The 26929-nt window shown below is 70.0% G+C and carries 23 protein-coding genes; 9 read left to right on the top strand and 14 right to left on the bottom strand.

Going from position 1 to position 26929, the window contains the following annotated elements; genetic code table 11:
- Window positions 1–17: 17 nt before the first annotated feature.
- The 6 genes from FB381_RS05255 to sfnG form a co-directional block, all read right to left on the bottom strand.
- Complete coding sequence (locus tag FB381_RS05255; protein ID WP_141779314.1) at window positions 18–308, bottom strand: ribosomal protein L7/L12; 291 nt, start codon at window positions 306–308, stop codon at window positions 18–20.
- A 189-nt stretch (window positions 309–497) separates the two neighbouring features.
- Window positions 498–995, bottom strand: a complete 498-nt coding sequence (locus tag FB381_RS05250; protein WP_141779313.1) for a flavin reductase family protein — start codon at window positions 993–995, stop codon at window positions 498–500.
- Window positions 992–2338, bottom strand: coding sequence for an MFS transporter (locus tag FB381_RS05245; RefSeq protein WP_141779312.1), 1347 nt, complete (start codon window positions 2336–2338; stop codon window positions 992–994). The genes FB381_RS05250 and FB381_RS05245 overlap by 4 nt, the downstream gene beginning before the upstream one ends.
- A gap of 8 nt (window positions 2339–2346) precedes the next feature.
- The gene (locus FB381_RS05240) at window positions 2347–3495 is read right to left on the bottom strand and encodes an LLM class flavin-dependent oxidoreductase (protein ID WP_141779311.1); all 1149 of its coding nucleotides are present in this window, start codon (window positions 3493–3495) and stop codon (window positions 2347–2349) included.
- 31 nt (window positions 3496–3526) lie between these two features.
- Entirely contained in the window at window positions 3527–4726 is a 1200-nt protein-coding gene (locus FB381_RS05235; RefSeq protein ID WP_170225307.1) for an SfnB family sulfur acquisition oxidoreductase, read from the bottom strand.
- A 5-nt stretch (window positions 4727–4731) separates the two neighbouring features.
- The gene (gene sfnG / locus FB381_RS05230) at window positions 4732–5838 is read right to left on the bottom strand and encodes a dimethylsulfone monooxygenase SfnG (RefSeq protein ID WP_141779309.1); all 1107 of its coding nucleotides are present in this window, start codon (window positions 5836–5838) and stop codon (window positions 4732–4734) included.
- A gap of 171 nt (window positions 5839–6009) precedes the next feature.
- Between sfnG and FB381_RS05225 the strand changes: the two genes are divergently transcribed.
- Entirely contained in the window at window positions 6010–6927 is a 918-nt protein-coding gene (locus tag FB381_RS05225) for a LysR family transcriptional regulator (RefSeq protein ID WP_141779308.1), read from the top strand.
- Here the strand turns inward: FB381_RS05225 and hemE are convergent.
- Window positions 6902–7948, bottom strand: a complete 1047-nt coding sequence (gene hemE, locus FB381_RS05220) for a uroporphyrinogen decarboxylase (protein WP_141779307.1) — start codon at window positions 7946–7948, stop codon at window positions 6902–6904. The genes FB381_RS05225 and hemE overlap by 26 nt on opposite strands.
- Window positions 7949–8027: 79 nt before the next feature.
- Here hemE and FB381_RS05215 point away from each other — a divergent pair, with 79 nt between their 5' ends.
- Window positions 8028–8666 (top strand): DUF3000 domain-containing protein, encoded by a 639-nt coding sequence (locus FB381_RS05215; protein WP_141779306.1) that lies wholly within the window; start codon window positions 8028–8030, stop codon window positions 8664–8666.
- Window positions 8663–9970 (top strand): HRDC domain-containing protein, encoded by a 1308-nt coding sequence (locus FB381_RS05210; protein ID WP_141779305.1) that lies wholly within the window; start codon window positions 8663–8665, stop codon window positions 9968–9970. The genes FB381_RS05215 and FB381_RS05210 overlap by 4 nt, the downstream gene beginning before the upstream one ends.
- Window positions 9971–10114: 144 nt before the next feature.
- Here FB381_RS05210 and FB381_RS05205 read toward each other — a convergent pair whose 3' ends face one another.
- The 3 genes from FB381_RS05205 to hrpA form a co-directional block, all read right to left on the bottom strand.
- Window positions 10115–11491, bottom strand: a complete 1377-nt coding sequence (locus tag FB381_RS05205) for an ABC transporter substrate-binding protein (RefSeq protein ID WP_170225054.1) — start codon at window positions 11489–11491, stop codon at window positions 10115–10117.
- Window positions 11492–11844: 353 nt separating this feature from the next.
- Entirely contained in the window at window positions 11845–12441 is a 597-nt protein-coding gene (locus FB381_RS05200) for a hypothetical protein (RefSeq protein ID WP_246087969.1), read from the bottom strand.
- 136 nt (window positions 12442–12577) lie between these two features.
- A complete protein-coding gene (gene hrpA / locus FB381_RS05195; protein WP_246087968.1) occupies window positions 12578–16474 on the bottom strand; it encodes an ATP-dependent RNA helicase HrpA in 3897 nt (1298 codons plus the stop codon).
- Between the two features lie 151 nt (window positions 16475–16625).
- Between hrpA and FB381_RS05190 the strand changes: the two genes are divergently transcribed.
- On the top strand, window positions 16626–17624 hold the full coding sequence (locus FB381_RS05190; protein WP_141779302.1) for an alpha/beta hydrolase: 999 nt from the start codon (window positions 16626–16628) through the stop codon (window positions 17622–17624).
- Between the two features lie 80 nt (window positions 17625–17704).
- Here the strand turns inward: FB381_RS05190 and FB381_RS05185 are convergent, their stop codons facing one another.
- Both FB381_RS05185 and FB381_RS05180 read right to left on the bottom strand, forming a co-directional pair.
- Window positions 17705–18175, bottom strand: coding sequence for a hypothetical protein (locus FB381_RS05185; protein WP_141779301.1), 471 nt, complete (start codon window positions 18173–18175; stop codon window positions 17705–17707).
- Window positions 18176–18277: 102 nt separating this feature from the next.
- Window positions 18278–19264 carry an ArsR/SmtB family transcription factor gene (locus tag FB381_RS05180; protein ID WP_170225053.1) on the bottom strand — a complete coding sequence of 329 codons (987 nt, stop codon included), beginning with the start codon at window positions 19262–19264 and terminating at the stop codon, window positions 18278–18280.
- A 126-nt stretch (window positions 19265–19390) separates the two neighbouring features.
- On the opposite strand from FB381_RS05180, the gene FB381_RS05175 reads away from it, so the two are divergent.
- From FB381_RS05175 to FB381_RS05155, 5 genes are all read left to right on the top strand, one after another.
- A complete protein-coding gene (locus tag FB381_RS05175) occupies window positions 19391–19582 on the top strand; it encodes a hypothetical protein (protein ID WP_141779299.1) in 192 nt (63 codons plus the stop codon).
- An 88-nt stretch (window positions 19583–19670) separates the two neighbouring features.
- Window positions 19671–20957 carry a citrate synthase gene (locus FB381_RS05170; protein ID WP_246087967.1) on the top strand — a complete coding sequence of 429 codons (1287 nt, stop codon included), beginning with the start codon at window positions 19671–19673 and terminating at the stop codon, window positions 20955–20957.
- 50 nt (window positions 20958–21007) lie between these two features.
- Complete coding sequence (locus FB381_RS05165) at window positions 21008–21616, top strand: HAD family hydrolase (RefSeq protein WP_246087966.1); 609 nt, start codon at window positions 21008–21010, stop codon at window positions 21614–21616.
- Between the two features lie 77 nt (window positions 21617–21693).
- Window positions 21694–22599, top strand: coding sequence for a TIGR03621 family F420-dependent LLM class oxidoreductase (locus tag FB381_RS05160; protein ID WP_141779296.1), 906 nt, complete (start codon window positions 21694–21696; stop codon window positions 22597–22599).
- A 75-nt stretch (window positions 22600–22674) separates the two neighbouring features.
- Entirely contained in the window at window positions 22675–24039 is a 1365-nt protein-coding gene (locus FB381_RS05155; RefSeq protein WP_141779295.1) for a trypsin-like peptidase domain-containing protein, read from the top strand.
- A 107-nt stretch (window positions 24040–24146) separates the two neighbouring features.
- Here the strand turns inward: FB381_RS05155 and FB381_RS05150 are convergent, their stop codons facing one another.
- Both FB381_RS05150 and FB381_RS05145 read right to left on the bottom strand, forming a co-directional pair.
- Window positions 24147–25166: a GNAT family N-acetyltransferase gene (locus FB381_RS05150; protein WP_141779294.1), complete on the bottom strand. Its 1020-nt coding sequence runs from the start codon at window positions 25164–25166 to the stop codon at window positions 24147–24149.
- Window positions 25163–26854 carry an ABC-F family ATP-binding cassette domain-containing protein gene (locus FB381_RS05145; RefSeq protein ID WP_141779293.1) on the bottom strand — a complete coding sequence of 564 codons (1692 nt, stop codon included), beginning with the start codon at window positions 26852–26854 and terminating at the stop codon, window positions 25163–25165. Before FB381_RS05145 ends, FB381_RS05150 begins: the two co-directional genes overlap by 4 nt.
- Window positions 26855–26929 lie beyond the last annotated feature (75 nt).

Raw genomic sequence — 26929 nt, 5'->3', positions numbered from 1 at the left:
TACGCAGCCTCTCGTGGTCAGGTGAGTCGCTCGACCTCGTTCTTGGCCTCGGCCAGCCCCGCGCCCGTCACCTCGCGGTAGACCTTGATCGCCTGGATCTTCTTGCCCGAGCGCGCCAGCGCCAGGATCTCCTCCTCGCGCGGGAGCGCCGGCTCCTCCAGCCCCGCCTGCTTCAGGAGCAGGTCGACCTTGCTCTCGAGCCGGTCGATCCGGCGCGACACCTCCGACCTGACCTTCTTCTCCGACGACTCGATCGCGAAGTAGACCAGGACCAGACCGAACAGAGCGACGACGCCGACGACATCCATACCCGGGATCGTAGATGCTTGGGTAAAGCCTCACCCCGCCCGGTCGAGACGTCACTCGCGCAGGTCGAGAGGTCGCTCGTGCAGGCCGAAACGTCACTTGTGCAGGTCGAGAGGCCACGTCCTGCCAACTCGACCTGCAGAGGTGACTCTTCGACCTGCAGGGGTGACTTCTCGGCGGGAGGGGGTAGGTCAGCCGGCGAGGCGGCCGAAGTTGGAGCGGTGGAAGACGAGGGGCTGGCCGGCGCCGTGGTCGGCGGCGTGGAGGCGGAGCAGCACGACGATGTGGTCGCCGGCCTCGACCTCGCGGTAGATCGAGCAGTCGAACCGGGCCAGGCCCTCGTCGAGAGTGAGGGCTCCGTCGAGCGACTCGCTGACGACGAGGTCGTCGAAGCGGGAGTCGACGGGGCCGGCGAGCTGGCGGCAGACCTCGCCGTGGTGCTCGGCGAGCACGGTGACCCCGAGGTGCGAGGACCGCCGCAGGTCGGGCCAGGTCTTCGAGGTGTTGGCCACCGAGAAGGAGACCAGCGGAGGGTCCAGCGACACCGAGGTGAACGACGACGCGGCCAGGCCGACGGGGCGTCCGTCGACGACGGCAGCGACCGCCACCACGCCGCTGGGGAAGACCCCGAAGGCCTGTCGCAGGGCGGCCTGGTCGAGATCCTGGTTCGTACGCAGCGGGCTCGTCATGACGCCACCACCTCTCTCGCGGGCTCTGCCCGCGCATCATCCACCGCAGTGTCCCGCAGCTCTTCGCCACGCGTCTCCGGCAGCAACCACATGCAGGTCAAGCTGATCGCGGCGACCACGACGTTGTAGCCGGCCACCCACCACAGCGAGCGGTCGTCGGAGAGCGCCACCAGGGCGGCCGCGATCAGCGGCGTCAGCCCGGAGGCCACCACTCCGGAGATCTGATAGAGCGCGTTGAGCGCGGAGAACCGGTAGCGGGTGTCGAACAGCTCGCTCCAGAACGCCGCCAACGGCCCGTAGACGGTGCCGTAGACCAGGCCGAGGCCACCGACGAACGCCGCCACCGAGGCCACCACCGCCCCCGACTGCACCGCTGCCGCGACCGGGAAGGCGATGACCAGCGCCGTGACAGCACCGACCGTGTAGACCGGCCGGCGCCCGAACCGGTCGCTGAGCGCACCGGCGACGACCGTCATGATCACACCCAGCAGGGCGCCCGCCATGATCGCGTCGAGCACCACCGACCGGCTCAGGCCGGCATCGGTCACCGCGTAGGAGAGCAGGAAGACCGAGTAGAGGTTGTAGGTGAACCCCTCCACGAACCGGGTGCCCATGCCGAGCAGCAGCGTGCGCGGCTGACGCCGGAAGAGCTCCGCGACCGGCAGCTTGGAGACCTTCTTCTCCGCCTGCACCTCCTGGAAGGAGGGCGTCTCCATGATGGAGAGCCGGATCCAGGCGCCGATCCCGAGCAGCACGATCGAGATCAGGAAGCAGACCCGCCAGCCCCACGCCAGGAAGGCTGCGTCGGGCAGCTGCGAGGCGATCGCGAACGCTCCCGAGGCGAGCACCAGCCCTCCCGGGACACCGATGTGCGCGAAGCTGCCGTAGAGCCCGCGCCGCCCTCTCGGGGCGTACTCGGTCGCCAGCAGCACCGCGCCGCCGTACTCACCGCCGACGCCGATCCCCTGCAGGATCCGGAGCACCACGAGGGCGATCGGGGCGAGCACCCCGATGGAGTCGTACGTCGGCAGCAGCCCGACCAGCGACGTGCCCACACCCATGATCATGAGCGTCCAGATCAGCATGGTCTTGCGGCCGATCCGGTCGCCGAAGTGCCCGAAGATCAGGCCGCCGATCGGGCGAGCGAGGAACCCGACGGCGAAGGTGCCGAAGGAGGCGAAGGTCGCGGCGGTGCCGCTGAGCCCGTTGAAGTAGAGCTTGTCGAAGACGAGGCCGGCGGCCGTGCCGTAGAGGAAGAAGTCGTACCACTCGATGGTGGCGCCGACCGAGGCTGCCAGCGCGACCCGCTTCGGGTTCGCGGTGGCCTGGTGGGGGACGGACACGGGTCCTCCTACTGGGCCGCGGCGCCGAACGGCACCGCCGCTCCGCGGCCGACGACAGGGGCGGGGTGGGACCACAGGCCCCGGCGCTCGAGCTCGGGCAGCACGCCCTCACCGAACCAGTAGGACTCCTCCAGGTGCGGGTAGCCGGAGAGCACGAACTCGGAGATCCCGACCTCGTGGTAGGCCTCGACCAGGTCGGCGATCTCGGTGTAGGAGCCGACCAGAGCCGTGCCGGCGCCGCCGCGGACCAGGCCGACGCCGGCCCACAGGTTGGGGTGGATCTCGAGCCCGTCGCGGGAGCCCTGGTTGAGCTCCAGCATGCGCCGCTGCCCCTCCGAGGCGCTGCGCGAGAGCCCCGCCTGCACGCGTGCGATGTCTTCGTCGGAGATGTTCTCCAGCAGCCGGTCGGCCTCGGCCCAGGCCTCGGCCGAGGTGTCTCGGGCGATGGAGTGGAGCCGGATCCCGAAGCGGAGCTCACGTCCGCGGTCGGCGGCGAGCTTGCGCACCCGCTCGATCTTCTCCGCGACCGCCGCCGGCGGCTCGCCCCAGGTCAGGTAGACGTCGGCGTGCTCGGCCGCGACGTCCAGCGCGGCCGGCGAGGAGCCGCCGAAGTAGACGTCCGGGATCGGCGTGGGCCGCTGCTCGAGCCGGGCGTTGTCGACCGAGAGGTGCTTGCCCTCGAAGGTCACCGTCTCCCCTGCCCAGAGCCGGCGGACGATGTGCAGGAACTCCCCGCACCGCTCATAGCGCGAGTCCTTGTCGAGGAAGTCGCCGTACATCCGCTGCTCGTGGTCCTCACCGCCGGTGACGACGTTGAGCAGCAGCCGCTCACCGGACAGGTTCTGGAACGTGCCCGCCATCTGCGCGGCCAGGTAGGGCGAGACCGAGTCGGGCCGGAAGGCGACTAGGAACTTCAGCCGCTCCGAGACCGAGCTGAGCATCGCGGTCGTCACCCAGGCGTCCTCGCACCACGCCCCGGTCGGCGTCAGCGCCGCCTCGAACCCGAGCTGCTCGGCGCTGCGGGCGATCTGGCCGAGATAGGGCACGGTCGCCGGCCGCCCGGACGCCATCGCGCTGACGCCGTGACCGCCGCCGATCACATGGCGGCCGTCACCGCCGTTGGTCGGGAGGAACCAGTGGAACTTGAGGGTGCTCATGCATTGCCTTTCGGGAGGGATGGAGGGGATGTCAGATCTGCCCGTGACGAGGTGGCCGGGTGCCCTCGACGGCCCACCGCCCGAGGTGCTGGACCTTCCACGAGGTGGGGTCGTGAAGCGTGTGGGTGCGGGCGTTGCGCCAGTGCCGGTCGAGGTTGGTCGCCGTCAGCGCCGCCCGGGTGCCGGCGACCTCGGGCAGTCGGCTGGCGACGTCGACCGACACCTTCGCCGCCGTCGCCCGCGCGGCCGCCACCGCCAGGCTGGCCTCCGCGGCCGACTCCTCACCGAGGGAGGCATCGGCCGCGTCGACGCGCCGGGCCGCCTCGGCCAGCAAGGCCTCGGCGCTGCGTACGGCCAGCTCCATCTCGCCGAAGGCGTGCACGACCAGCGGGTCCTCGCAGGCCCGTTCGGCCCCGGCGAGCTCGATGGCGTCGGGGTAGGGACGCGACTTGGTGCGCACGAACTCCCCGGCCTCGTCCAGTGCCCGCCGGGCGATCCCGGCGTCGATGGCGGCGTGCAGGAGCTGCGCGAACGCCCCGTAGGTGGTCGGCCCGTCGAAGGTGACCGAGAACGGCGTCACCCAATCGTCCGCTACGGGAACATCTGTGAAGCGAACCGTTCCAGAACCGGTCGTACGCTGCCCGACGGCGTCCCAGTCGTCGATGATCTCGATGCCCGGCGTCTCGGCGCGCACCCAGGCCACGTGCAGCGGCCCGTCGACGTCGAGGTGGGTGAGCACGGCGAGGTAGTCGGCGAAGAGCGACCCGGTGCAGTAGAACTTCTCGCCGTTGAGCAGCCACTCCCCCGGCTCCCGAGCGGGCGTGAGCGTCGTACGGATGTCACGCACGTGCTTGGTGCCGAGCTCCGACTGCGCGTTGGCGACCAGCGCACCGGCGCGCACCTCGCTGTAGATCCGCTGCTGCTGCTCACGGGTGCCGTTGAGGCGCAGCTGGTTGAGGAAGACGAAGTGGCTGTGCGGGACCTGCCCGACGTTGGGGTCGCCCCAGGAGACCAGCCGGAACACCTCGGCGACGGTCGCCGCCGGAAGGTCCGGGCCGCCGAACTCCAGCGGCACCGTGATCGCGCCCAGACCCGAGGCGGCGTACGCCTTGACCTGGTCGTGAGGCAGCACCCGGACCCGGTCGCGCCCGCCGTCGCCGAGCGCGATCTCGTCGGCCAGCCGCTGCGCCACCGCGGGCGCGGTCTCGGTGTCGAGCCGGGCGATCTCCATCGTGCTCAAACCGCGGGCTCCAGCTGCTGCGCCTCGAGCTCACGCACGATCGGGAGCACGCGCTGACCGAAGTACTCCACGTCTTCGAGGTAGTGCAGGAAGCCGCCGAGGATCAGGTCGGCGCCGGCCCTCTTGAGCTCCACGATCCGCTCGGCGACCTGCTCGGGCGTGCCGACCAGCCCGGTCTTGAAGCCGTCGTTGTACTGGACCAGGTCCTCGAAGGAGGAGTCCTGCCACATCCCGGTCTTGTCGCCGGTCGACTGGCCGGCCTGCTTCACCGCCGACCCGAAGCCCTCGACAGCCTCCCGGTCGGCCTTGTCGATGATCTCCCGGACGGTCTCGCGCGCCTCCTTCTCGGTGTCACGAGCGACGATGAAGCCGTTGATGCCGAACCTGACGCGGCGCCCCAGCGGCTCGGCGACCGCGTTGACGTCGGCGATCTGCGCGGCGAGGCCCTCAGGGGTGTTGCCGTTGGCGAAGTACCAGTCGGAGACGCGGCCGGCCATCGCCTTGGCGTCGGAGGAGTTGCCGCCCTGGAAGATCTCCGGGTGCGGCCGGCCCTCGCCGGCCAGCGGCTTCGGCTTGAGGTCGAAGTCGTGCAGCCGGTAGAAGTCACCGTTGAGCTCGGCGGCATCAGAGGTCCAGATCTCGCGCAGGTAGCGGATGAACTCCTCCGAGCGGCGGTAGCGCTCACCGTGCTCGAGCCACGGCTCGCCGAGCTTGGTGAACTCGTCCTTGAACCAGCCGGAGACGACGTTGACCGCCGCGCGTCCGCCGGAGATGTGGTCGGCGGTCGCCTGGAACTTCGCGAGCACGCCGGGCTGCCACAGCCCGGGGTGGACGGCGGCGATCACCTTCAGCCGCTCGGTCGCCAGCAGCAGCGCGAGCGAGAACGAGGTCGACTCGTGCTGATAGGCCGCGCCGTAGGAGGCCATGTAGCGCACCTGCGTGAGGGCATACTCGAAGCCGTTCTTCTCGGCCAGCTGCGCGAGCTCCTTGTTGAAGTCGTAGCTCCAGTCGGTGCGCTGCTCGATCTTGCTCACCACCAGGCCGCCGCTCACGTTGGGCACCCAGTAGGCGAACTTCAGCGGATCGGTTGCGGGTGACGTCATGGGGGTCTCCTTCGGGTCGCTTATGTCCACTAAAATAATTCACTTAAGCGCCAAACAAGCTTCCGTCTTCCCATCTGGACAACCGGAAGACCCGATCCCGTGACAAGCGCTGCCTGTCGCACGAGGTCGATCCGACAGGTCCTGCACATCACCACCACCAGGGAGACCGCCATGAGGATCGAGCAGCTGGAGTACATCGCGGCCGTGACCCAGCACGGCTCGCTGCGACGCGCGAGCGAGCACCTCCACATCTCGCAGCCGGCGCTGAGCGAGGCGATCACCAAGCTCGAGCGCGAGCTCGGCGTCACCCTCCTCGACCGCCGCCGAGCCGGCGCGCGGATCAGCCGCGAGGGCCAGGAGCTGCTCCACTCGATGTCCGACGTGCTCGAGGCCGTCGACCGGCTGCGCCTGGCCGCCGGCGACCAGAGCGCCGGAGTCAGCTCGGTGCGGGTCGGCACCGTCCATGCCGGCACCGCCACCGTGCTGCTCCCCACCCTGCGCCGCTTCAGCAGCGAGCACCCGCGCACCACCGTCGAGGTGCGCACCCTCGTGCAGGAGGACATCTATCTCGCCCTGGTCGAAGGCGCGATCGATGTCGGCCTGGTCAACCTGCTCGACGGCGACGACCTGCCGCCGACCATCGAGGGCACCACGCTGCTGCGTGGGCGACCGGTCGTGGTCGTCCCCACCGCACACCGGCTCGCCGAGCGCGAGGAGATCACGGTCGATGACCTACGCGACGAGCCGTTCGTCGGGATGCGAGCCGGCTACCTGATGCACCGTTTCGCCCACCGTGTCTTCGGCCGCGACCTCCCCCGTCACTGGCATGCCACCGACGGTGCCGAGATGGGCAAGATGATGGTCGCCGAGGGGCTCGGGCTCACCCTGCTGCCCGACTACAGCGTGATCGGTGACCCTCGTGAGAGCGGCGGTCACATCACCGCGCGCCCCCTCGCCGGAGACCGGTCCCGGGTCACGATGACGGCCGTGCGGCGGCACCAGGCACGTACGACCTCGGGCACGCACAGCCTGCTCGAGCTGCTCGCCGCGACCGCCCGCGGGGTCAGCGGCTCTGCACGAACTCCGTGAGCCGCGCGAGCTGGTCGGGGTCGGTCGACGGGATGACACCGTGGCCGAGGTTGAAGATGTGGCTCTTCGCCTGCCGACCGGTCTCGATGATGCTCGCGGCCTGATCGAGCATCACCTCGGTGGGCGCGAAGACGAGGGCCGGATCGAGGTTGCCCTGGACGACGAAGTCGTCGCCGAGCTGGCCGATCGCCCAGTCGAGCGGGGTGCGCCAGTCGACACCGACCGCCTCGGCGCCGGCGCGGCCCATCTGCGGGAGCAGCATGGAGGAGTTGACGCCGAAGTGGATGCGCGGCACCCCCAGCTCACCGATGCGGCTGAGCACGCCGGCGGAGTAGGGCAGCACGAACCGCTCGTAGTCGGCGGGGTTGCAGGCACCGGCCCAGGAGTCGAAGAGCTGCACCGCGGACGCGCCCGCGCGCACCTGGACCTCCAAGAACGCCGCCGAGATGCCGGCGATCTTGCGCATCAGCGCATCCCACACGTCGGGGGCGCCGAACATGAGCGCCTTGGTCTTGGCGTAGTCCTTCGACGGGCCACCCTCGACCAGGTACGAGGCGACGGTGAACGGGGCGCCGGCGAAGCCGATCAGCGGGGTGCCGCCGTTGATGCCGGCCAGCTCGCCGACGAGGTTGTGCACCGCCTCGGTGATGTAGGTGACGTGCTCGGGGGCGAGATCCGGGATCGCCTCCACGTCGGCCAGCGTGCGTACGGGGTCAGCGACCACCGGGCCCACACCGGGCTTGATGTCGAGATCGACACCGACCGCCTTGAGCGGCAGCACGATGTCGGAGAAGAAGATGGCCGCGTCGACGCCGTAGCGGCGTACGGGCTGGAGGGTGATCTCGGTGATCAGGTCGGCGTTCTGGCACGACTCGAGCATCCCGATGCCCTCACGCACCTTGAGATACTCCGGCAGCGAACGGCCCGCCTGACGCATGAACCACACCGGCGTACGGCTCGGCTTCTGCCCTGCGAGCGCCTGCAGGAACGGCGAGGAGACGAGCGCGTCGGAGGAGTTCATGGCTACCACTGGGCAATGGTCCCACCCGGCGCGGCGTGTACGCACATCGCGAATCGCGCCGAAGACATACGCTGTTCACATGGTCGTCCGTGGAGAGTCGCGTCCCACCGCGGGAGCGGAGAGCGGTCCAGCCGCCTTCCGATCCGCTGCGGAAGGGCTGCGCGCCGCGAGTTTTCGACCCGAGGTGCTGAGCGAGGAGATGCCCGCGCCGCAGCGGATCGCGCCGTTCGCGGCAGCGCTGTCGGCCGACGTGACCATCGACGACGTCGACGTGGCCACCGGGCGACTGATCCTGCTGCACGACCCGGACGGCAACGACGCCTGGGGATCGGTGAACGGGCTCCCCGGCACCTTCCGACTGGTCGCCTACGTGCGCGCCGACATCGACGTCGAGCACATCAGCGACCCGCTGCTGGGCGAGGTCGGCTGGTCCTGGCTGGTCGACGCCCTGGCCGGACACGGCGCCGAGCACGTCGCTGCCGCGGGCACCGTGACGAGGGTCGCCACCGAGGCCTATGGCGGGATGTCCGAGGAGGACGGCACCGCCCAGATCGAGATCCGCGCCTCCTGGACGCCCGTCGGCGACGCAGCAGGCGCTACCGACGTGAAACCACATACCGAGGCGTGGGGCGAGCTGCTCTGCACGGCCGCGGGACTTCCTCCGGTGCCGGAGGGTGTCACCGTCATGCCGAGCCGACGGGGGCAGCGCGGCGCGTGAACAACGAGAACCCAGACCCGAAGACCGACCCGAAGGCCGAAGCCGCGATCGCACCGGAGACCGAGGAAGAGGTCGCGCCGGCTCCCCTGCTGACGCTGCGCGACGGGCTGCCCGCGGTGATCGACACCGACGACGGCCTGGCCAAGGCCGCCGAGGCGCTCGCCCGCGGCACCGGACCCGTCGGGATCGACGCCGAGCGCGCCTCCGGCTATCGCTACTCCAACCGCGCCTACCTCCTCCAGCTGCGACGCGTTGGGTCCGGGAGCTGGCTGATCGACCCGATCGGGCTGACCACGATGCAGCCCCTGATCGATGCGCTCGACGGCACCGAGTGGATCCTGCACGCCGCCACCCAAGACCTTCCGTGCCTCAGTGAGCTGGGGCTGCACCCGACGGCGCTGTTCGACACCGAGCTCGCCGGACGCCTGCTGGGCTACCCGCGCGTCGGGCTCGGCACCCTGGTCGAGACCGTGCTCGGGTTCACGATGCTCAAGGAGCACTCGGCCGCCGACTGGTCGACCCGGCCGCTGCCGGATGCCTGGCTCGAGTACGCAGCTCTCGATGTCGAGGTGCTCGTCGAGCTCCGCGAAGCGCTCGCCGCCGAGCTCGTCGAGCAGGGCAAGGACGAGTGGGCCCGGCAGGAGTTCAACTGGCTGCGCGGCTTCGAGGCGCCGGTGCGCGTCGATGCCTGGCGGCGTACGTCCGGGATGCATCGCGTCCGCGGCCGCCGCGGTCTCGCCGCGGTGCGCGGGCTGTGGACCGAGCGTGACCGGATCGCGCAGCAGCGCGACGTCACGCCGAGCCGGATCATCCCCGACGCCGCGATCGTGGCCGCGTCGCAGGAGCTCCCCCAGGACAAGGCCTCGCTCCTCGGGCTGAAGGGCTTCCACGGTCGTGGCGCCGAGCGCTACGTGACCTCGTGGCTCAAGGCGCTCGACGACGCCGTCACGATGGGCGAGGACGAGCTGCCGGTGCGCTCACCCCGCTCCGACGGCCCTCCCCCGCCGCGCGCGTGGTCCGACAAGGACCCGGTCGCCGCACGGCGCCTCGCCCTGGCCCGCGAGTCGGTCAACGCTCTGGCCGAGGAGCGCAACCTGCCCGCCGAGAACCTCCTCACCCCCGACTTCCTGCGCCGCACCATGTGGGCTCCGCCCAAGACCCGCGAGCCCGGCGCACTCCTCGACGACATCATCGAGCGCCTCGCCGGCCTCGGCGCTCGAGGCTGGCAGATCGCCCTCACCGCCCCGCTCCTCACCGACGCCATCCTGCACGCCGAGCCCGACGACGACTCCTCCGACTCCTGACCCCCGCAGCCGAGAAGTCACTCCTGCAGGCCGAGGCGTCACGTCTGCAGGTCGACACGTCACCGTCTGACCTCTCAGCCTGCAGAAGTGACTTCTCGCCCTGCGGGCCTGACTTCTCGACCTGCAGGCCTGACCTCTCGACCGTCAGGCGCTCGGGGAGGGAGAGCCTGAGGGAGAGGTCGACGGGGACGAGGAAGGGGTGGGCTGGGGGAAGACGGTCTTGGAGAGCTCGTCGATCTGAACGGCGAAGTCCTCGATCTGGTCGGGCTCGGCGACGGTCATCGAACCGCGTACGGCCTGGGCGGCGATCTTCTGCAGCTGGGTGATCTGGGAGGCCTCGGGAAGCACCTGCATGTCACGCACGGTGTCGGTGAAGATGCGGGCGTTCTTGGGGTTGCGCTCGGGCTGGGTGAAGACCGGCGCATAGCCGACCTCGGAGTTGACCGGCACGAAGTGGCCGGTGCGGACCATCTTCACGACCGACTCGGTCGAGATGAGGTAGGCGAGGAAGTCGGCCGCGGTGTCGGCGTCGGCGGTCTTCGAGCCCATGCACAGGCCAGCGTACTCACCGGTGGTGCCGTTGCCGCCCGGCATCGGCATCACGTCCCACTCGATGCCCTCGGTGGCGCGCAGGTCGGAGACCAGCGACCGGTCACCGGCCAACGCGACCAGGCGGCCCTGCTTGAAGGCCTGGAACGGGGTGCGCTTGCCGAGGTCCTTGTTGGTGGCCAGCACGTTGGGCTGGCTGAACGCCTCGACGAGGTCCTCGTAGGCGCCGGCGGAGTCACCGAGCGCCGTGGACGTCGGAGTCAGCGGGTCGTCGAAGAGGGTGGCGCCGGCACCGGCGAGCCAGGGCATGAGCGCCGAGAGGTTCTGCTCGACGTAGGTGCCTCGCACACCCTTCTTGTGCTCGCCGGCGTAGGTCATCGTCGAGCTGAACTGCTCGAGAGTCCAGTTGCGCAGCGAACCGTCGGCCCGGGCGCTCGGCGTGGGCACACCGGCTTCCTTCATCCCGGCCAGGTCGACGAGTCCGGTGTTGACGTAGACGACCTGCGGCGAGACGGAGTAGGGCATGCACTCGAGGCGACGGTCGACGGAGAAGTCCTCCATCGCCTCACGGGAGTACTTGTCGCCGAAGTCGACGTTGCGAGCCTCCAGCAAGGTGTCGACGGGCTGGATCCGCTTGTCTTCGGCGAAACCGGCCACGTCGGCGCGCGGGGTGAGCACCACGTCGACCTTCTCCCCGCTCTTCATCGCGGCGGTGAGCTGGTCCTCGGTGGGCCAGGACTTCACCTCGACGGTGACGTTGGGGACGGCGCGGGTGTATTCGGCCGCTAGCTGCTTGTAGGTGTCGACCAGCTTCTTGTGGCCCGAGACGCCGAAGACGAGCGTCGCCTTGGCCGGCGCCTTCGTCGCGGCGCTCGGTGACGGCTCCGGGGCCGGTTCACCACCGCAGGCGGCGAGCGTCGCCGTGAGAACCGTCGCGAGAAGCGCCGTTGTCAGCCGCGTGCGCCGCACCATTTCCTCCATCTCAACACCAAGACCGGGTCTGTGATGGAACCACAGACCCGGTTTACCAGCGATTCACTTTACGATACCTACCTGGACAGATCCTGAGAAAGCGCTGGCCGGGATCCTCTCTCCGGCTCCATCTCCGCACTCACCGGAGCGGATCGGGTGCGTCGTTGATCACTTTTTCGACGATCTCCAGGCCGAGCGCATCGCCTGGCCGCCATCACGATGAAGAACACGCCGGACCGGGAGCGCCTCACGGCGCATGGCCGCTCGTAGCGGCTAATTTTGGGACCCGGGGCTGCCGCGGCCCGACGTGTTCGGCACCTATTCTAACGGCGCTGACAACCGCCGACACATCCTCAGGTGAGCCGCTGCGCGAGCTCGGCATGTCCCGCGGCCTCGAGCTGCTCGGAGAGCAGCAGCATGTTGCGTACGTCCTTACCGTCCGCGTCGGGGTCGAGGGCTGCCCGTCCGGCGGCGACGACGCGGGCGAAGGCGGCAGCGCGGAGCAGCACGTCGGCGAAGTCGCTGGTGACGATGCCGCGCAGCACCTCGTCGACCATCGACTTGAGCTCCTCGGGCCCCGGAGGGCTCCCGACACCGGCCACCACCTGCGCGACCTGCGCCTTCGCGCGCCCGGCCTCGAACTCGCGCGCCGCCCCGACCGGGTCGGCGTAGACCCAGCTGCGCAGCAGGTAGAGCCGCCACAGGCAGCCGGCCAGCGACTCTGCCGGCGAGCCCGACCAGACCTCGGCGATCGTCTCGATGCCCTCGGACTCGGCCAGGTGCAGGATCCGTTCGGCCACAGCCGGGTCGTCGCTGTCGCGCGCGCCGCGTACGAGCGCCGTCGCCGCCGTGTCGGCCGCCTCCTGCACCAGCGCAGGATCGTCGCCCCCGAGGAGGGAGTCGAAGAAGCCGTCCCCGGGACGCATCGGCGAATGAAACTCTCTGGCCATCCGTTCGAGCCTAGCGGGCCGCCGCGCGCTGTAACACGTCGTTCGGAGGACTATCCGGTCGTTCAGAACGGGCGAGTAGTCCTACGAACGACGTGTTACCCCTCGTCGCGCCGGCCCGTTCCAGCAGCACGACCGCTTAGCCGAGCAGCTTGCGGATGCGCGCGTCGGAGACCTTCTCGGCGGTGCCGAGGTGCTGGGCCCAGAGCTGTACGCGATATTCCTCGAGCATCCAGCGCAGCTGTCGCAGTCGCGGCCCCGGTGGCCGGCCCTCAGCCAGCGCCTCGACCTGGTGCAGGTAGGCGTCCTGGAGGGAGGCGATGCGGTCGTGGGTGGTGCGATCGGCGCGCAGGTCGGCGTCGAGCTTGCGGCGCCGCTCGACGATCGCCTTGAGATAGGTCGGATAGCGCCTGATCTGGGTCGCGCCCGCTTCCGCGACGAACCCGCGGTGCACCAGGCGAGCGAGCTGCTCCTTCATGTCGGTCAGGGCCGGCAGCTGATACATGTCGGCCCGCCCGGAGAGCGCCTTGTCGGTCTCGCGATAGGCGTCGAGGGCCCGCATCACGTCGGCGAGCACCGCACGAACAGCCGTCGTCAGATCGGCCGGCGTGCCCGCCGCGGCCAGCACTGCGGCGTACGCCTGAGAGGTCCGCGGCAGCGGGCGGGCATCGACCAGCTGACGCACGACGGCGGCTCGACAGTCCTCGACGAGCTCGGCGGCGCTCGGGTAGGGAGACCCCGCCAGTGCCAGCTTCTCCATGGTGGAGAGCCCGTCGACGACCTGCTTGCCGACGTCGGGAAGCGCCAGGAGCAGGAGGCGTACGACCCCCAGTCGGTGCCGAGCCTCGGCCTCCTCGGCCGAGCCCGCCACCACGAGGCCGACGGAGGCACCTTCGTCGGTGAGGCACGGGAACACCGTCACCTCATGACCCGCGCGCTTCTCGGTCACGGTCGCGGAGATGTCGCCGAAGACCCAGGTCGTCTCGCCGCTGCGGGTGTGTCCGCCCGAGGCCGCGACCTCGGCGATGGCCGCCTCGAACTCGCCCTTGAGCGGCTCCTTGAGACCGTCGAGATCCTTGCCCCGAGCGGTGACCCGGCCGTTCTCCCCGACCACGCGATAGGTCGGGCGCAGGTGCTCGGGGACCTTGTCCCAGTCCCACGCCTCGCGCGGGATGTGGACGCCCGCGGTCGAGCGCGCCCACCGCTCCAGAGCGGTCAGCAGCGGCTCCTCCCCCGCCGGGGTCTCCCGCAGGAAGGTGCGGGCCTTGTCGGGGGCAGGCACGAAGCTGACCCGGAGCTGCTTGGGCAGCGAACGGATCAGCGCGGTGACGAGCTCTTCGCGCAGGCCCGGCACGAGCCAGGAGAAGTCGTCGGCGCCGACCCGGTTGAGGGTGGCGACCGGCACGTCGATGGTGAGCCCGTCGTCGGCCGTGCCGGGCTCGAAGTGGTAGCTCAATGGGAACGTCAGCGGGCCGCCGCCAGGACCCTGCAGGTCCCACTGCGCCGGGAAGTCGCTGTCGGTGACCTCACCGGCGGCCTCGTTGGTGAGCATCGAGAGGTCGAAGGCGAGCAGGTCGGGGCTCTCCCGACGCGCCTGCTTCCACCACTGGTCGAAGTGGGCGCCGGAGACGATCGTGTCGGGGAGCCGGCGGTCGTAGAAGTCGAAGAGCGCGTGCTCGTCGACCACGATGTCGCGACGACGAGCCCGGTGCTCGAGCTCCTCGGCCTCCTCCACCAGCCTGGCGTTGTCGCGCAGGAACCGGTGGTTGGTGCGCCACTCGCCATAGACCAGGGCGTGCCTGATGAAGAGCTCGCGGGAGAGCTCGGGGTCGATCTTGCCGAAGGCGACCGGCCGGTCGGCGACCAGCGGCACCCCGTAGAGCGTCACCTTCTCCCGCGCCATCACCGAGGCGCGCTTCTGTGACCACACCGGCTCGGAGTAGGTGCGCTTGACCAGGTCACGACCGAGCTTCTCGGCCCACTCGGGCTTGATCGCGGCGTTCTGCCGCGCCCAGAGCCGCGAGGTCTCGACGAGCTCCGACGACATCACGAACTGCGGGTTCTTCCGGTGCAGCGCCGATCCGGGGAAGATCGCGAACTTCGCCCCGCGGGCTCCCTGATACTCCCGTGGCCCCGGCCGGCGCTTCTCCCGCGCACGCGCACCGTCGGCCTTCGCGTCGCGCTCCTCCAACGCCCCGATGTGCGAGAGCAGCCCCGAGAGCAGCGCCTGGTGGATCCCGTCGGCGTCGTAGGCTGCCCCCTCCGAGTTCAGCGAAGTCTCGCCGTCGGTCTCAGCAGACTCGACCACCGTCGCCCTGCCGAGGTCGATCTTCATCTCCCGGCACACCTGCCGCAGCTGCGACTCGAGGTCCTGCCACTCCCGCACGCGTACGTAGTGCAGGAACTCCCGCTTGCACAGCCGCCGGAACGCGCTCGAGGAGAGCTCGCGCTGCTGTTCCTTCAGATAGCGCCACAGATTCAGCCAGGTGAGGAAGTCGGAGGTCTCGTCCTTGAACCGGGCGTGCAGCTGGTCGGCCTGTGCCTGCTCCTTGGGGTGGTCCTGCCCCGGCCGCTCCCGCGGGTCCTGGAGCGAGAGCGCGGCAGCGACGACGATGACGTCGCGTACGCAGCCCAGCCGCTCGGCCTCGAGCACCATCCGCGCCAGCCGCGGGTCGATCGGCAGCCTGGCCAGCCGCCGGCCCAGCTTCGTCAGCCGCTGCCCGCGCATCGCGCCGAGCTCCTCGAGAAGCTGTACGCCGGCCGTGATGTTGCGCCGATCAGGCGCCTCCACGAACGGGAAGCGGGCGATGTCACCGAGACCGAGGGACGCCATCTGGAGGATGACCGAGGCCAGGTTGGTCCGCAGGATCTCCGGGTCGGTGAACTCGTCGCGCCCGAGGAAGTCCTCCTCGGAGTAGAGCCGGATCGCGATGCCCGCCTCGACCCGCCCCGTACGCCCCGACCGCTGGTTGGCCGAGGCCTGCGAGATGGGCTCGATGGGCAGCCGCTGCACCTTGGTGCGTGCGGAGTAGCGCGAGATGCGGGCGACACCGGTGTCGACGACGTACTTGATCCCGGGCACCGTCAGCGAGGTCTCGGCGACGTTGGTCGCGAGCACGATCCGGCGGCCGGTGTGGGGTGAGAAGACCCGGTGCTGGTCGGCCGCGGAAAGCCGGGAGAACAACGGGACGATCTCGACGAGACCGGTCCCGGAGCGCCCCTTGTTCAGCCCGAGCGCGTCACCCAGGGCGTCAGCCGCGTCCCTGATCTCCCGCTCGCCCGGCAGGAAGACCAGCACGTCGCCGGGCCCCTCGGCGGAGAGCTCCTTGACCGCGTCGACGATGGCCTCGGTCTGGTCGCGGACGACGACGTCGCCCTCTTCGTCCTCCTCGGAGAGCTCCATCAGCGGCCGGTAGCGCACCTCGACCGGATACGTACGCCCGGAGACCTCGATGATCGGTGCGGGCTCACCCGAGGCGTCGGCGAAGTGGGCCGCGAACCGCTCCGGGTCGATGGTGGCCGAGGTGATGATCACCTTCAGGTCGGGCCGTCGCGGCAGCAGCCGGCGCAGGTAGCCCAGCAGGAAGTCGATGTTGAGCGAGCGCTCGTGAGCCTCGTCGATGATGATCGTGTCGTAGCGGCGCAGGTCGCGGTCGCGCTGCAGCTCGGCCAGCAGGATGCCGTCGGTCATCAGCTTGATCCGGGACGCCTTGGACGACTTGTCCATGAACCGCACCTGGTAGCCGACCAGGTCGCCCAGCTCGGTGCCGAGCTCGGAGGCGATCCGCTCGGCGACCGAGCGCGCCGCGATCCGGCGGGGCTGGGTGTGTCCGATGATCCCGTTCGAACCGCGCCCGAGCTCCAGGCAGATCTTGGGCAGCTGGGTCGTCTTCCCCGATCCGGTCTCGCCCGCGACGATCACCACCTGGTGGTCGCGGATCGCGGCGGCGATGTCGTCGCGGCGCTGACTGACCGGAAGCTCGGCGGGGTAGGTGATCACGATGGACGGCGCAACGGACTGGTCGGACTCGGACATGAGGTCACCCATTCTCCCCCGGCGCACCCTTCGACCGCACATCGGTTTCGCGATCGCCCACCTGACGGCACCGGCCTGTGCGAGCAGGGCGCCGGTGGAGGAGGCTGGGGCCGCATCCCGACCTGTGCCCCCGACCTCGAAGGAGTGGTCCATGACCGCGAACTGTCCCGAGACCCCCGCTCGCCCGCCGTTCGACCCCGAGCTCGTGCCCGTGCTCGAGACGCTGCGGGCCGAGGCCGGTGAGACCGCGACGGTCTCGGCACAGACCCTGGAGGCCGCGCGACGACGGAACGCCGAGGGGTTCTCGGACATCGAGCCGGTGGATCTGACCGCGGGCGGAGCGGTCAGGATCGAGGAGTTCCAGGCACCGGGGCCGGCAGGAGCACCGGAGATCACGCTGCTGGTCCTGCGGCCGGTCGCCGAGAGCGCCCCTCGCCCGGCGATCTTCCACACCCACGGCGGTGGCATGGTCATGGGCAACCGCATGGCCGGCGTCGACGCCTTCCTCCCCCACGTCGCCGACGGCAGCGCCGTGGTCGTCTCGGTGGAGTATCGCCTCGCCCCCGAGCACCCCGACCCGGCACCCGTCGAAGACTGCTACGCCGGCCTCGTCTGGACGGCGAAGAACGCCGCGACGCTCGGGGTCGACCCCGAGCGCATCATGATCGGCGGATCGAGCGCGGGCGGCGGCCTGGCTGCCGGCACCGCACTGCTCGCCCGTGACCGCGGCTTCCCCCGGCTGACCCACCAGATCCTGATCTGTCCGATGCTCGACGACCGCCTCGAGACCCACAGCAGCCAGATGCTCGACGAGGAGGGCGTCTGGGACCGCAACTCCAACCTGTTCGGCTGGACCGCGCTGCTCGGCGAGCGCCGAGGCGGCCCCGACGTCACCCCGTACGCCGCACCAGCACGCGCCGAGGACCTCACCGGCCTCCCCCGCACCTATATCGACACCGGCTCGGTGGAGACCTTCCGCGACGAGACGCTGACCTATGCCCGCCGGCTCTCGGAGGCGGGCGTCAGCGTCGACCTCCACATGTGGGGCGGCGGGTTCCACGGGTTCGACCAGGTCGCCGGCCAGGCGGCCGTCTCGCGCGCCTCGGTCGCGACCCGCGAGGAGTTCGTCCGTCGGGCCCTGGCGGGCTGACCCACGACGGAGACGGAGCGTGGGCGACCTCGCTGTCGAGGTCACCCACGCTCCGTCTGCCGGATGGCTGGTGGTTCAGCTCAGCTCGGGCACGACTTGATGTACCAGATCGGGTCCCAGTCGATCTGCTCCTGCTCGTTCACCGGCTGGGAGGTGACCTTCGCCTTCCCCGACTTGGTCAGGAACTTCGCGACCCCGTCCTCGCCCCCGGTCTGGTCGTTCACGTAGATGCCGGGGTAGCCACCGAAGTACTTCAGCGAGTAGGTCTTGCACTGGTAGAACTGGAAGATCTTGAACTCCTCCTTGACCGGATCCCACGCGTCCACGCAGAGGCGACCCTTCGGGCAGTTGTAGTCGAGGAGTCCGCCCTTCTTGTGGAAGGTCTTCTCCGCGGCCGGCGAGACCGACGGCGAGTGAGCGGCCGTGCCGACCGGCTCCGGCGAGCCGCCGGACTTCACGTCCCGGCTCCCGTCCGTCGCAGCCACCGCGCCGGAGGCGAAGGTGGTGGCCGCCATCGAGAGTGCTGCTACAGCGATGATGCGCTTGATCATGAGATTGCCTTTCGGATGGATCGGATGTGGAGGAATGACCCTCCGAGACTCCGATCGACCGGCACCTCGGCGAAACCTATTTGGCCAGGGCCGAAAGGTGTATCAGGACGCCGCGGCCCCGCTCAGCACCTGCGACCCGAGCCTGGTGATCTCGTGACGGACCGAGGCGCCCTCGCGACGCGTGGTGATGAGGCCGCCTTCGCGCAGGATGCTCGCCTGCTGGCTGGCCGAGCCGACCGAGATCTCGCACCGGCGCGCCAGTTCACCGGTCGAGCACCCCGACCGCACCGCTGCGAGCGCGGCAGCACGCGTACGTCCGAGCAGGGCGCTCACCGGCTGACCGGGCGCCCCCGAGGACTCGACCGAAGCCGTGAGCCCGGTGGCCGGCTTGGCGGTGGGGTAGGCCAGCATCGGCTCGGGTCCGGGATCGCACAGCTTGAACGGGGTCTCCGGCTCGCAGAAGTAGGACGGCTGGAGCAGGAGTCCGCGGCCCTCGAGGTGTATCTCGGCATCGGTGTAGTTGTCGATCTCCAGCACGGGCGCCCGCCATCGGCACCCGGGGAGGCCGCCCAGCACCGCCTCCAGGCCGCCCTCCGACATCTGCCGGGCACGCAGGTGCCGGTCGGCCGCGACCACGTCGCTCAACGAGCGCCACACCGGCGCGATCGCACCCTCGTGGTAGATCGCCATCGCCTTCCCCAACGTACGCAGCGCCGCCGCCTCGGCACGACGTACGGCCTCGAGCCAGGGGGTCAACCGCCGCCGGCTCGCCATCGCGGCGAGCTGCGCGGAGATCGCGCCCTTCGGCGTACGCAAGGAGATCTCCATCCCGTCACCGAACCCGTGGCCTCCGCCCGACGGCGTCATGAAGTCCGGTGAGATCCCGCGCGGGGGCGCGATCTCGGCGAGCGGGCACAGCACGTCTCGCGGCAGCAGGTGCATGGTCTGCCGGCGCCATCGCGCCAGCTCCACGGCGCGTCCGTGCGTCTGGAGCGCGTGCAGGCTGAGCTGCACCTCCCAGAGCGCGTCGGGACCGTCGGCGATCCTGACGCGGGCAAGGTCCTCGCAGGTGAAGTGAATCCGCAGCATCGTGTCCCCCGACCATGATGACGACTGGCGACTTACCATGCTGCGCGCCCGGACTCACCGACTTCTGACAGAAATCTGCCACCCAGAATCCGCGTTCTTTGGCCCGGGCACCTAGATTATGTGCCCATGACCGGGGAGCCGAGCCAGAGCGACGTCGAGGGTGCGCTGCGTGCGCTCCGTGGGGAAGACGATTCGATGAACGAGCGTTCGGTGCAGACCGCGCTCGACCTCCACCGACTACGCGACGCGTTGACCCGGTTCGGCGACGACGAGCCGTCCGGTGACACCAGACCGGCCCAGAAACGGCGCCATCGCTGAGGCCCAAATCGGCCAATGGGTGGGATGCCGAGTTACGTAGGCGATTTCAAGAGCGTTAACGTTGCTGATCGTGACCGAATCTCTAACTGTGCGTGACAACCGCACCGGGGTGGAGTACGACATCCCGATCACCGACGGCACCATCCGCGCCGCCGACCTGGGGAAGATCAAGGCCGCAGACCCGGCCACCCAAGAAGATGGCCCCGGCTTGGCCGTATACGACCCCGGCTTCGTCAACACCGCCTCGTGTCGTTCGTCCGTCACCTATATCGACGGTGACAAGGGCGTGCTCGAGTATCGCGGCTATCCGATCGAGCAGCTCGCCGAGAAGTCGAGCTTCCTCGAGGTCTCCTACCTCCTGGTCCACGGCGAGCTGCCGACCAAGGAGCAGTACGACGCGTGGGTGCACGAGATCACCTACCACACGTTCGTGCACGAGAACATCAAGGAGTTCATGGAGGGCTTCCGCTACGACGCCCATCCGATGGGCATGCTGATGGCCTCCGTCGGTGCGATGTCGACGTTCTACCCGGACGCCGCCAACATCTCCGACCCCGAGAACCGTCGTCTGCAGATCATCCGGCTGATCGCCAAGATGCCGACCCTCGGCGCCTGGGCCTTCCGGCACGCGCAGGGCAAGCCCTACGTCTACCCGGACAACGACCTCTCCTACACCGGCAACTTCCTGTCCATGCTCTTCAAGATGAGCGAGAGCAAGTACGCCCCCGACGAGCGCATCGAGAAGGCGCTCGACACGCTCTTCATCCTCCACGCCGACCACGAGCAGAACGCCTCCGCCAACGCGGTGCGGTCGGTCGGCTCGACCCAGGTCGACCCCTACTCGTCGGTCTCGGCCGGCGTCGGCGCCCTCTTCGGCCCGCTCCACGGCGGCGCCAACGAGGCGGTCCTGCGGATGCTGCGCCGCATCGGCAAGGTGGAGAACATCCCCGCCTTCATCGCCGGCGTCAAGGACGGCAACGAGCGGCTGATGGGCTTCGGCCACCGGGTCTACAAGAACTACGACCCGCGGGCGAAGATCATCAAGCAGCAGGCGCTCAACGTCTTCGAGGTCACCGGCACCAACCCGCTGCTCGAGATCGCGATGGAGCTGGAGAAGATCGCGCTGGAGGACGAATACTTCGTCAGCCGCAAGCTCTACCCCAACGTCGACTTCTACTCCGGCCTCATCTACGAGGCCCTGGAGTTCCCGCCCGAGATGTTCACCGTGCTGTTCGCCATCGGGCGTACGCCCGGCTGGCTCTCCCAGTGGCTCGAGCTCGTGCAGGACAAGGAGCAGAAGATCGCCCGTCCGAAGCAGATCTACACCGGCGAGCGCGGCCTCGACTTCGTCCCGCGCGACGTGCGCTGGGCGTGATCTGGACGGTGACCGCACCTCTCCGAACCCCGACCCCGTCCACCTCTGAGGTGGATGGGGTCGTCTGGGACTTCGGGCAGGTCCTCATCAGGTGGGACCCGCTCCCGGCGATCGCGGCCGGTGTGGGTGACGCCGACGCGCGGGCGTTCCTGAGCACCTACGACTTCGGTGCGTGGAACCACGCCCAAGACGCCGGCCGCACCTGGGCGGAGGCGCTCCGGGTGCTCCAGGACGAGGCGCCGCAGTGGCTCGCCGCTGCGGCGGCGTACGTCGACAACTTCAGGCTCGCGCTGCTCGGGCCGGTCCTCGGCACCCATGAGATCGTCCGCGAGCTCGACGCCGCTGACGTGCCACAGCTCGGGCTGACCAACTGGTCGGCCGAGCTCTACCCGCATGCTCCCGCGAACTACGACGTCATCGGGCTGCTCCGCGACGTGGTCGTCTCCGGAGAGGCGAAGCTGGCCAAGCCCGACCCGGCGATCTTCCGCCTGCTCGCCGAGCGCGCCGGCACCGCGCTCGACCGGCTCGCGTTCGTCGACGACAGCGCCGTCAACGTGGCGGCCGCCGCCGAGCTCGGGATGCGCGCGTTCCAGTTCACCGGAGCCGAGAAGCTCCGCTCCGACCTGCGCTCGCTCGGGCTCCCGGTCGCGCTCGCCTGACCTGCACGCAGATCTGCGTACGCCAGGGTCGCCTGTGGTCGGATCCGCGCGCCCGCGGACGGGGCGAGGCTGGGCTCATGAACACCACACCGGCAAACACCCCCTTCCGCTTCGGGGTCGTCGCGGGCCAGGCGCCCACCGGCGCCGCCTGGAGCGACCTCGCCCGCCGCGTCGAGAGCGCGGGCTACGACACGTTCGTCATGCCCGACAACGTCTCCTTCGGCCATGCCGTGTTTCCGGCCCTCGCGGCCGCGGCGGCCGTGACCACGCGGCTCCACGTCGGCACCTACGTCTTGGCCAACGACTTCCGCCACCCCGTGCAGGTCGCCAAGGAGTCGGCGACCCTCTCGGTGCTCTCCGGCGGACGCTTCGAGCTCGGCCTGGGTGCCGGCCGCCCCGACGCGGCGCGCGAGAACGCGATGCTCGGGCTGGGCTTCGAGCGCCCGGGCGCTCGCGTCGACCGCCTCGTGGAGTCGATCGGCCTGATCAAGCGGCTCCTCGCCGGTGAGACGGTCACGGTCGACGGCCCCCACTATCGGGCCACCGAGGCGACGGTGCTGCCCTACGGCATCCCGCCTCAACAGGTGCCCGTCCTCGTCGCCGGAGGGGGTCCGCGGATGCTCCGGATCGCCGGCGAGCACGCCGACACCGCCGCCCTCGGCATCCCGTTCGTCGCCGAGGAGCCGATCGTGCGCGCCGCCGTCGATCACGTACGCTCCGCCGACCGCCCCACCGGCGGCTCGGCCGAGCTCAACCTCAACCTGATGGCGGTCGGCGACGTCGTGCCTCGCTACCTCGCCGGCAGGATCGACCCTGCCGCCCTCGCTGCCTCGGGCGCCATCGGCGCGGTGCACGGCTCTCCCGAGGAGATAGCCGACCAGCTCCGCGAGCGGCGCGACCGGCTGGGGATCTCCTACGTGCTGGTCGGCGACGAGCTGATGGATGCGTTCGCCCCCGTCGTACGTCTTCTCAGCGGCTCCTGAGCCTGCTGGCATCTCTTCGAGACCGCATAGGTCAGTCTCAGCCGGTTCACAGAGACACTGGCCAGACTGAATGACATGACCGACGAACCCACTCCTCAGCAGCCCAGTGGGACCCCTCCACAGTGGGCGCCCCCAGGCACCTCCGCAGCTCCGACCACGCCGCCTCCAGGGGTGGCCCCCAACGCGGCCCCGACCACGACCTCGACCTCGGTCATGCCGCCGCCTCCGCTCGGTCCGGTCGCCACGCCGAAGAAGAAGGACCGGCGGGCCGCGCTCGCCGCCTCTGCCCTCGTCGGCGCCCTCGTGCTCGGTGGCGGTGCCGGTTTCGGTGGCGCCGCGCTGTTCTACTCGACCCAGGACGACAGCACCCGGAGCGGTGGCAACGCCGCGACCGGCTCGCAGGTCGTCAACAGCAACGCCCCGAAGGGCACCTCCGAGAAGGTGGCAGCCAAGGTGTTGCCCTCGGTGGTGAAGATCGAGGTCGCTGGCCAGGGCGGCAGCGGATCGGGGTCCGGCATCATCCTCTCCTCCGACGGTCTGATCCTGACCAACAACCACGTCGTCGACATGTCGTCGGCATCGGCCCAAGGCGGCCAGCCAGGGTTCCCCGGAGCGCCCGGCCAGCAGCAGCCCGAGCAGCAGCAGGGGCAGTCGCCGACGATCACCGTCGACTTCAGCGACGGCACCAAGGCCAAGGCGAAGGTGGTCGGCAACGACCCGCTGACCGACACCGCGGTGATCCAGGCCGAGGGCGTCTCCGGCCTCACCCCGGCCACGATCGGGAAGTCCAGCAAGCTGGTCGTCGGGCAGGACGTGGTCGCGATCGGGTCGCCGTACGGCCTCGACTCGACGGTCACCACCGGCATCGTCAGCGCCCTCGACCGCCCGGTCAACGTCGGCTCGGACTCCTCCGGCAACGCCACCGTCTACCCGGCCATCCAGACCGACGCCGCCATCAACCCCGGCAACTCCGGTGGCGCGCTGGTCGACATGAACGGCAACGTGGTCGGCATCAACGCCTCGATCCGCTCCAACTCCTCCTCCGGCTCGGAGGCCGGCTCGATCGGTCTCGGTTTCGCGATCCCGATCGACGAGGTGCTGCCGATCATCGACCAGCTCAAGGCCGGCGACGACCCCACCCACGCCCGGATGGGCATCTCGGTCGGCGACAGCGCGGCCGCCGGCTCGGGCGAGAGCTCGGGCGACAGCTCGGTCACCGGCGCCACCGTGCAGAGCGTCACCAAGGACAGCGCGGCCGAGGAGGCCGGTCTGGAGAAGGGCGACACGATCACCAAGGTCGACGCCCACCAGATCAACGGCTCCGACTCCCTGGTCGCCACGGTCCGCTCCTACCGCCCCGGCGACAAGGTCGAGGTGACCTGGTCGCGCGACGGCGAGGAGCAGAGCGCCAAGATCACCCTGGACTCCGACGCCACCTGATCTCCCCGCACGGCGCTGGGCCCCAGAGGGGACTCAGCGCCGCGGGGTGCCAACCCGCGGTGTGCTGCCAGGAGTGCGCTCAGGCGCACCTCCGGCAGCACACCGCGTCATTTCTGGAAGCTTGCCAGCCACTCCACCTCGTCGAAGCCCATGGCTTCGTTGACGTGGATCATGTGGGCGTTGACCTCGGCGTTGTAGGTCGACACCGTCGGCACCTCGGGACGCTCGGACTGGAGCAGCCTGAGGTTGGCGACCTTCACCGCCAGACCGAGCCGGTGGCCGCGGTGAGCGGCCTCGACCAGGGTGCCCCACTGGTAGCTGTTGCCGTCGTGGCTCGAGTAGCCGATCACGGTGTAGGCGACCACCGCGCCGTGGGCGTCGAGCGCCACCGAGTGATAGAGCGTGCGCTTCTGCGCATCGACCAGCTGCTCCATCTCACGCACCCTCCCCACGTCGGGCTTCGGCGCCTCGACGTCGAGATCGCCGGTCGGTGCCTCGGTCTCCAGGCTGGCGTCGAGCGCCGCCCAGCTCTCCACGATGTCGTCAGGCACCGGTCCGACCCAGGATCGCAGCGTGTAGGCGCCGTGGCGCTCCGCCGCCTCCGCGGCCAGCCGGTCGAGGGTCTCCGCAGCCACCGGGAGGCGCAGCACGCGGCGCACCTCGATCAGCGCGGCCGCATAGCCGCGCGCGACGGCGAACTCCCGGCCCGGCGACCCGTCACCGGTCGAACCGAGCGACCACGGCCACCAGACCTCACCGGCGAGGGACGTACGCCCCGCGGCGCGCGCCTCGGCCTCGACATGCTCGAGCAGAGCGGTGCCGTGGCCGTGCCTGCGGTGAGCCGGCAGCACCGCCACCACGAGCATCGCCCGGTGGACGTTGTCGACCAACGGCATCGCCAGCCAGGCGCCTCCGACCACGGTGCCGTCGACGCGCGCGAGGTAGGCCCTCCGGTCGGTCTTCGTGGTCTTCTGCCGCAGCTCGGCGTGGAGCTCCTCGCGTGCCCACACGTCGGCGTCGGGGCCGCGTACGTCGAGCCACGAGGTCGTCACCGCGTCGAACCACGCGTCGAAGGCGTCGTCGAGAGGATCTATCCGCTCGATCACCAGACCTGTCGAGCCACTCATCGCGACCTCTCCACTCTCGTCTCGTCCCAGACCGGCTCTGCAGACTCGTAGACGTCACCGTCGGCGCCGTAGACCAGGAAGCGGTCGAAGCCGCGGGCGAACCAGCGATCGTGGGTGACCGCGACGACCGTGCCGTCGAACGACTCCAGCCCGGCCTCGAGGGCCTCGGCGGACTGCACGTCGAGGTTGTCGGTCGGCTCGTCGAGGAGCAGCAGGGTGGCACCGCTCAGCTCGAGCAGCAGGATCTGGAACCGAGCCTGCTGGCCGCCCGAGAGCGAGTCGAAGGTCTGTTCCGCCGAGTGGGCGAGCTCGTAGCGGTCGAGCACCCGCGAGGCCGCCTCGCGCCCCATGCCCGAGCGCCCGACCCCGTCGGGTCCGGCCTCGCCGCGGTGCAGGACGTCGAGCAGCGTACGCCCCGCGAGCTCGGGATGCGCATGGGTCTGCACGAACCAGCCCGGCCGCACCCGGGCTCCCAGCCGCGCCTGACCGCGGTGGCGTACGGGCTCGATCGAGACCTCTCCCACCGGCTCGTGCTCCTTGTCTGGCATCGAGCCGCCGCCGGCCAGGAGCCGCAGGAAGTGTGACTTGCCGGAGCCGTTGGAGCCGAGCACCGCCACCCGCTCGCCGTACCAGACCTCGAGGTCGAAGGGGCGCATCAGCCCGGTGAGCTCGAGCGCCTCGCAGACCACTGCACGCTTGCCGGTGCGGCCGCCGCGCAGCCGCATCACGACCTGCTGCTCGCGCGGCTGCTCGATCGGCGGCCCGGCCTGCTCGAACTTCTCCAGGCGCGTCTTCGCGGCCTGGTAGCGCGAGGCCATGTCGGAGTTGTAGGCGGCCTTCTGCTTGTACATCAGCATCTGGGCGCGCAGCTTGGCGTGCTCCTCGTCCCAGCGCTTGCGCAGCTCCTCGAAACGTTCGAAGCGTGCCTCCCGGGCCTCGTGATAGCTCGCGAAGCCGCCGGCGTGGGTCCAGACCAGGTTGCCGGAGGAGCCGAGCTCGACGGTCACCACCCGGGTAGCGGTGTTGTTGAGCAGCTCACGGTCGTGGCTGACGTAGAGGATCGTCTTCGGCGACTCCCGGATGCGCTCCTCGAGCCACATCTTGCCGGGCACGTCGAGGAAGTTGTCGGGCTCGTCGAGCAGGAGCACCTGGTCGGGCCCGCGAAGCAGGTACTCGAGCACGAGCCGCTTCTGCTCGCCACCGGAGAGGGTGTCCAGCGAGCGGTAGCGGGCGCGGTCGAAGGCCACCCCGAGGCCGGCCATGGTGCAGACGTCCCAGACGACCTCGAGGTCGTAGCCGCCCGCGTCCGCGTACTCGGCCAGCGCGGTCGCGTAGCGCATCTGCAGCCGCTCGTCCTCCGACGACATCAGCTCCAGCTCGCACCTCTCGACCTCGGCCGAGGCAGCCCGCACCCGCGGCGGCGCCACCGACATCAGCAGCTCACCGACGGTGGACGAGCCGCGGCCGACCATCTGGCGCATCACCCCGAGGCCGCCCGAGCGCACCACGGAGCCGGCGGTCGGGGTCAGCTCGCCGGTCACGATCCGCAGCAGCGTCGTCTTCCCGGCGCCGTTGGCGCCGACCAGCGCCACCTTGGCGCCCTCCCCCACCCGGAAGGAAACATCCTCGAGCAGCACCCGTCCGTCCGGCAGCTGGAACCTCACTCCGGCAACGTCTACGTGTCCCACAACGATCCAGTCTTGCATCCGTGTCGAATGGTTATTTCGGCCAGCGGTCCCGTCAGTAGAACGTGACCCTCGACA

It is taken from the genome of Nocardioides albertanoniae, from assembly GCF_006716315.1.
GTDB lineage: Bacteria > Actinomycetota > Actinomycetes > Propionibacteriales > Nocardioidaceae > Nocardioides > Nocardioides albertanoniae.
The sequence above is the reverse complement of the archived record's forward strand: the minus strand, read 5'-3'. Positions and strand labels throughout refer to the sequence as shown.

Bases quoted from the DNA above. Each gene is read 5' to 3' on its own strand.
- FB381_RS05250 (WP_141779313.1), bottom strand. From the start codon at position 995: ATGACGAGCCCGCTGCGTACGAACCAGGATCTCGACCAGGCCGCCCTG.
- FB381_RS05205 (WP_170225054.1), bottom strand. From the start codon at position 11,491: ATGGTGCGGCGCACGCGGCTGACAACGGCGCTTCTCGCGACGGTTCTC.
- FB381_RS05150 (WP_141779294.1), bottom strand. From the start codon at position 25,166: ATGAGTGGCTCGACAGGTCTGGTGATCGAGCGGATAGATCCTCTCGAC.
- FB381_RS05160 (WP_141779296.1), top strand. From the start codon at position 21,694: ATGAACACCACACCGGCAAACACCCCCTTCCGCTTCGGGGTCGTCGCG.
- FB381_RS05200 (WP_246087969.1), bottom strand. From the start codon at position 12,441: ATGGCCAGAGAGTTTCATTCGCCGATGCGTCCCGGGGACGGCTTCTTC.
- hrpA (WP_246087968.1), bottom strand. From the start codon at position 16,474: ATGTCCGAGTCCGACCAGTCCGTTGCGCCGTCCATCGTGATCACCTAC.
- hemE (WP_141779307.1), bottom strand. From the start codon at position 7,948: ATGAACTCCTCCGACGCGCTCGTCTCCTCGCCGTTCCTGCAGGCGCTC.
- FB381_RS05185 (WP_141779301.1), bottom strand. From the start codon at position 18,175: ATGATCAAGCGCATCATCGCTGTAGCAGCACTCTCGATGGCGGCCACC.
- FB381_RS05255 (WP_141779314.1), bottom strand. From the start codon at position 308: ATGGATGTCGTCGGCGTCGTCGCTCTGTTCGGTCTGGTCCTGGTCTAC.
- FB381_RS05180 (WP_170225053.1), bottom strand. From the start codon at position 19,264: ATGCTGCGGATTCACTTCACCTGCGAGGACCTTGCCCGCGTCAGGATC.
- FB381_RS05215 (WP_141779306.1), top strand. From the start codon at position 8,028: ATGGTCGTCCGTGGAGAGTCGCGTCCCACCGCGGGAGCGGAGAGCGGT.
- sfnG (WP_141779309.1), bottom strand. From the start codon at position 5,838: ATGACGTCACCCGCAACCGATCCGCTGAAGTTCGCCTACTGGGTGCCC.
- FB381_RS05190 (WP_141779302.1), top strand. From the start codon at position 16,626: ATGACCGCGAACTGTCCCGAGACCCCCGCTCGCCCGCCGTTCGACCCC.
- FB381_RS05175 (WP_141779299.1), top strand. From the start codon at position 19,391: ATGACCGGGGAGCCGAGCCAGAGCGACGTCGAGGGTGCGCTGCGTGCG.
- FB381_RS05235 (WP_170225307.1), bottom strand. From the start codon at position 4,726: ATGGAGATCGCCCGGCTCGACACCGAGACCGCGCCCGCGGTGGCGCAG.
- FB381_RS05155 (WP_141779295.1), top strand. From the start codon at position 22,675: ATGACCGACGAACCCACTCCTCAGCAGCCCAGTGGGACCCCTCCACAG.
- FB381_RS05225 (WP_141779308.1), top strand. From the start codon at position 6,010: ATGAGGATCGAGCAGCTGGAGTACATCGCGGCCGTGACCCAGCACGGC.
- FB381_RS05240 (WP_141779311.1), bottom strand. From the start codon at position 3,495: ATGAGCACCCTCAAGTTCCACTGGTTCCTCCCGACCAACGGCGGTGAC.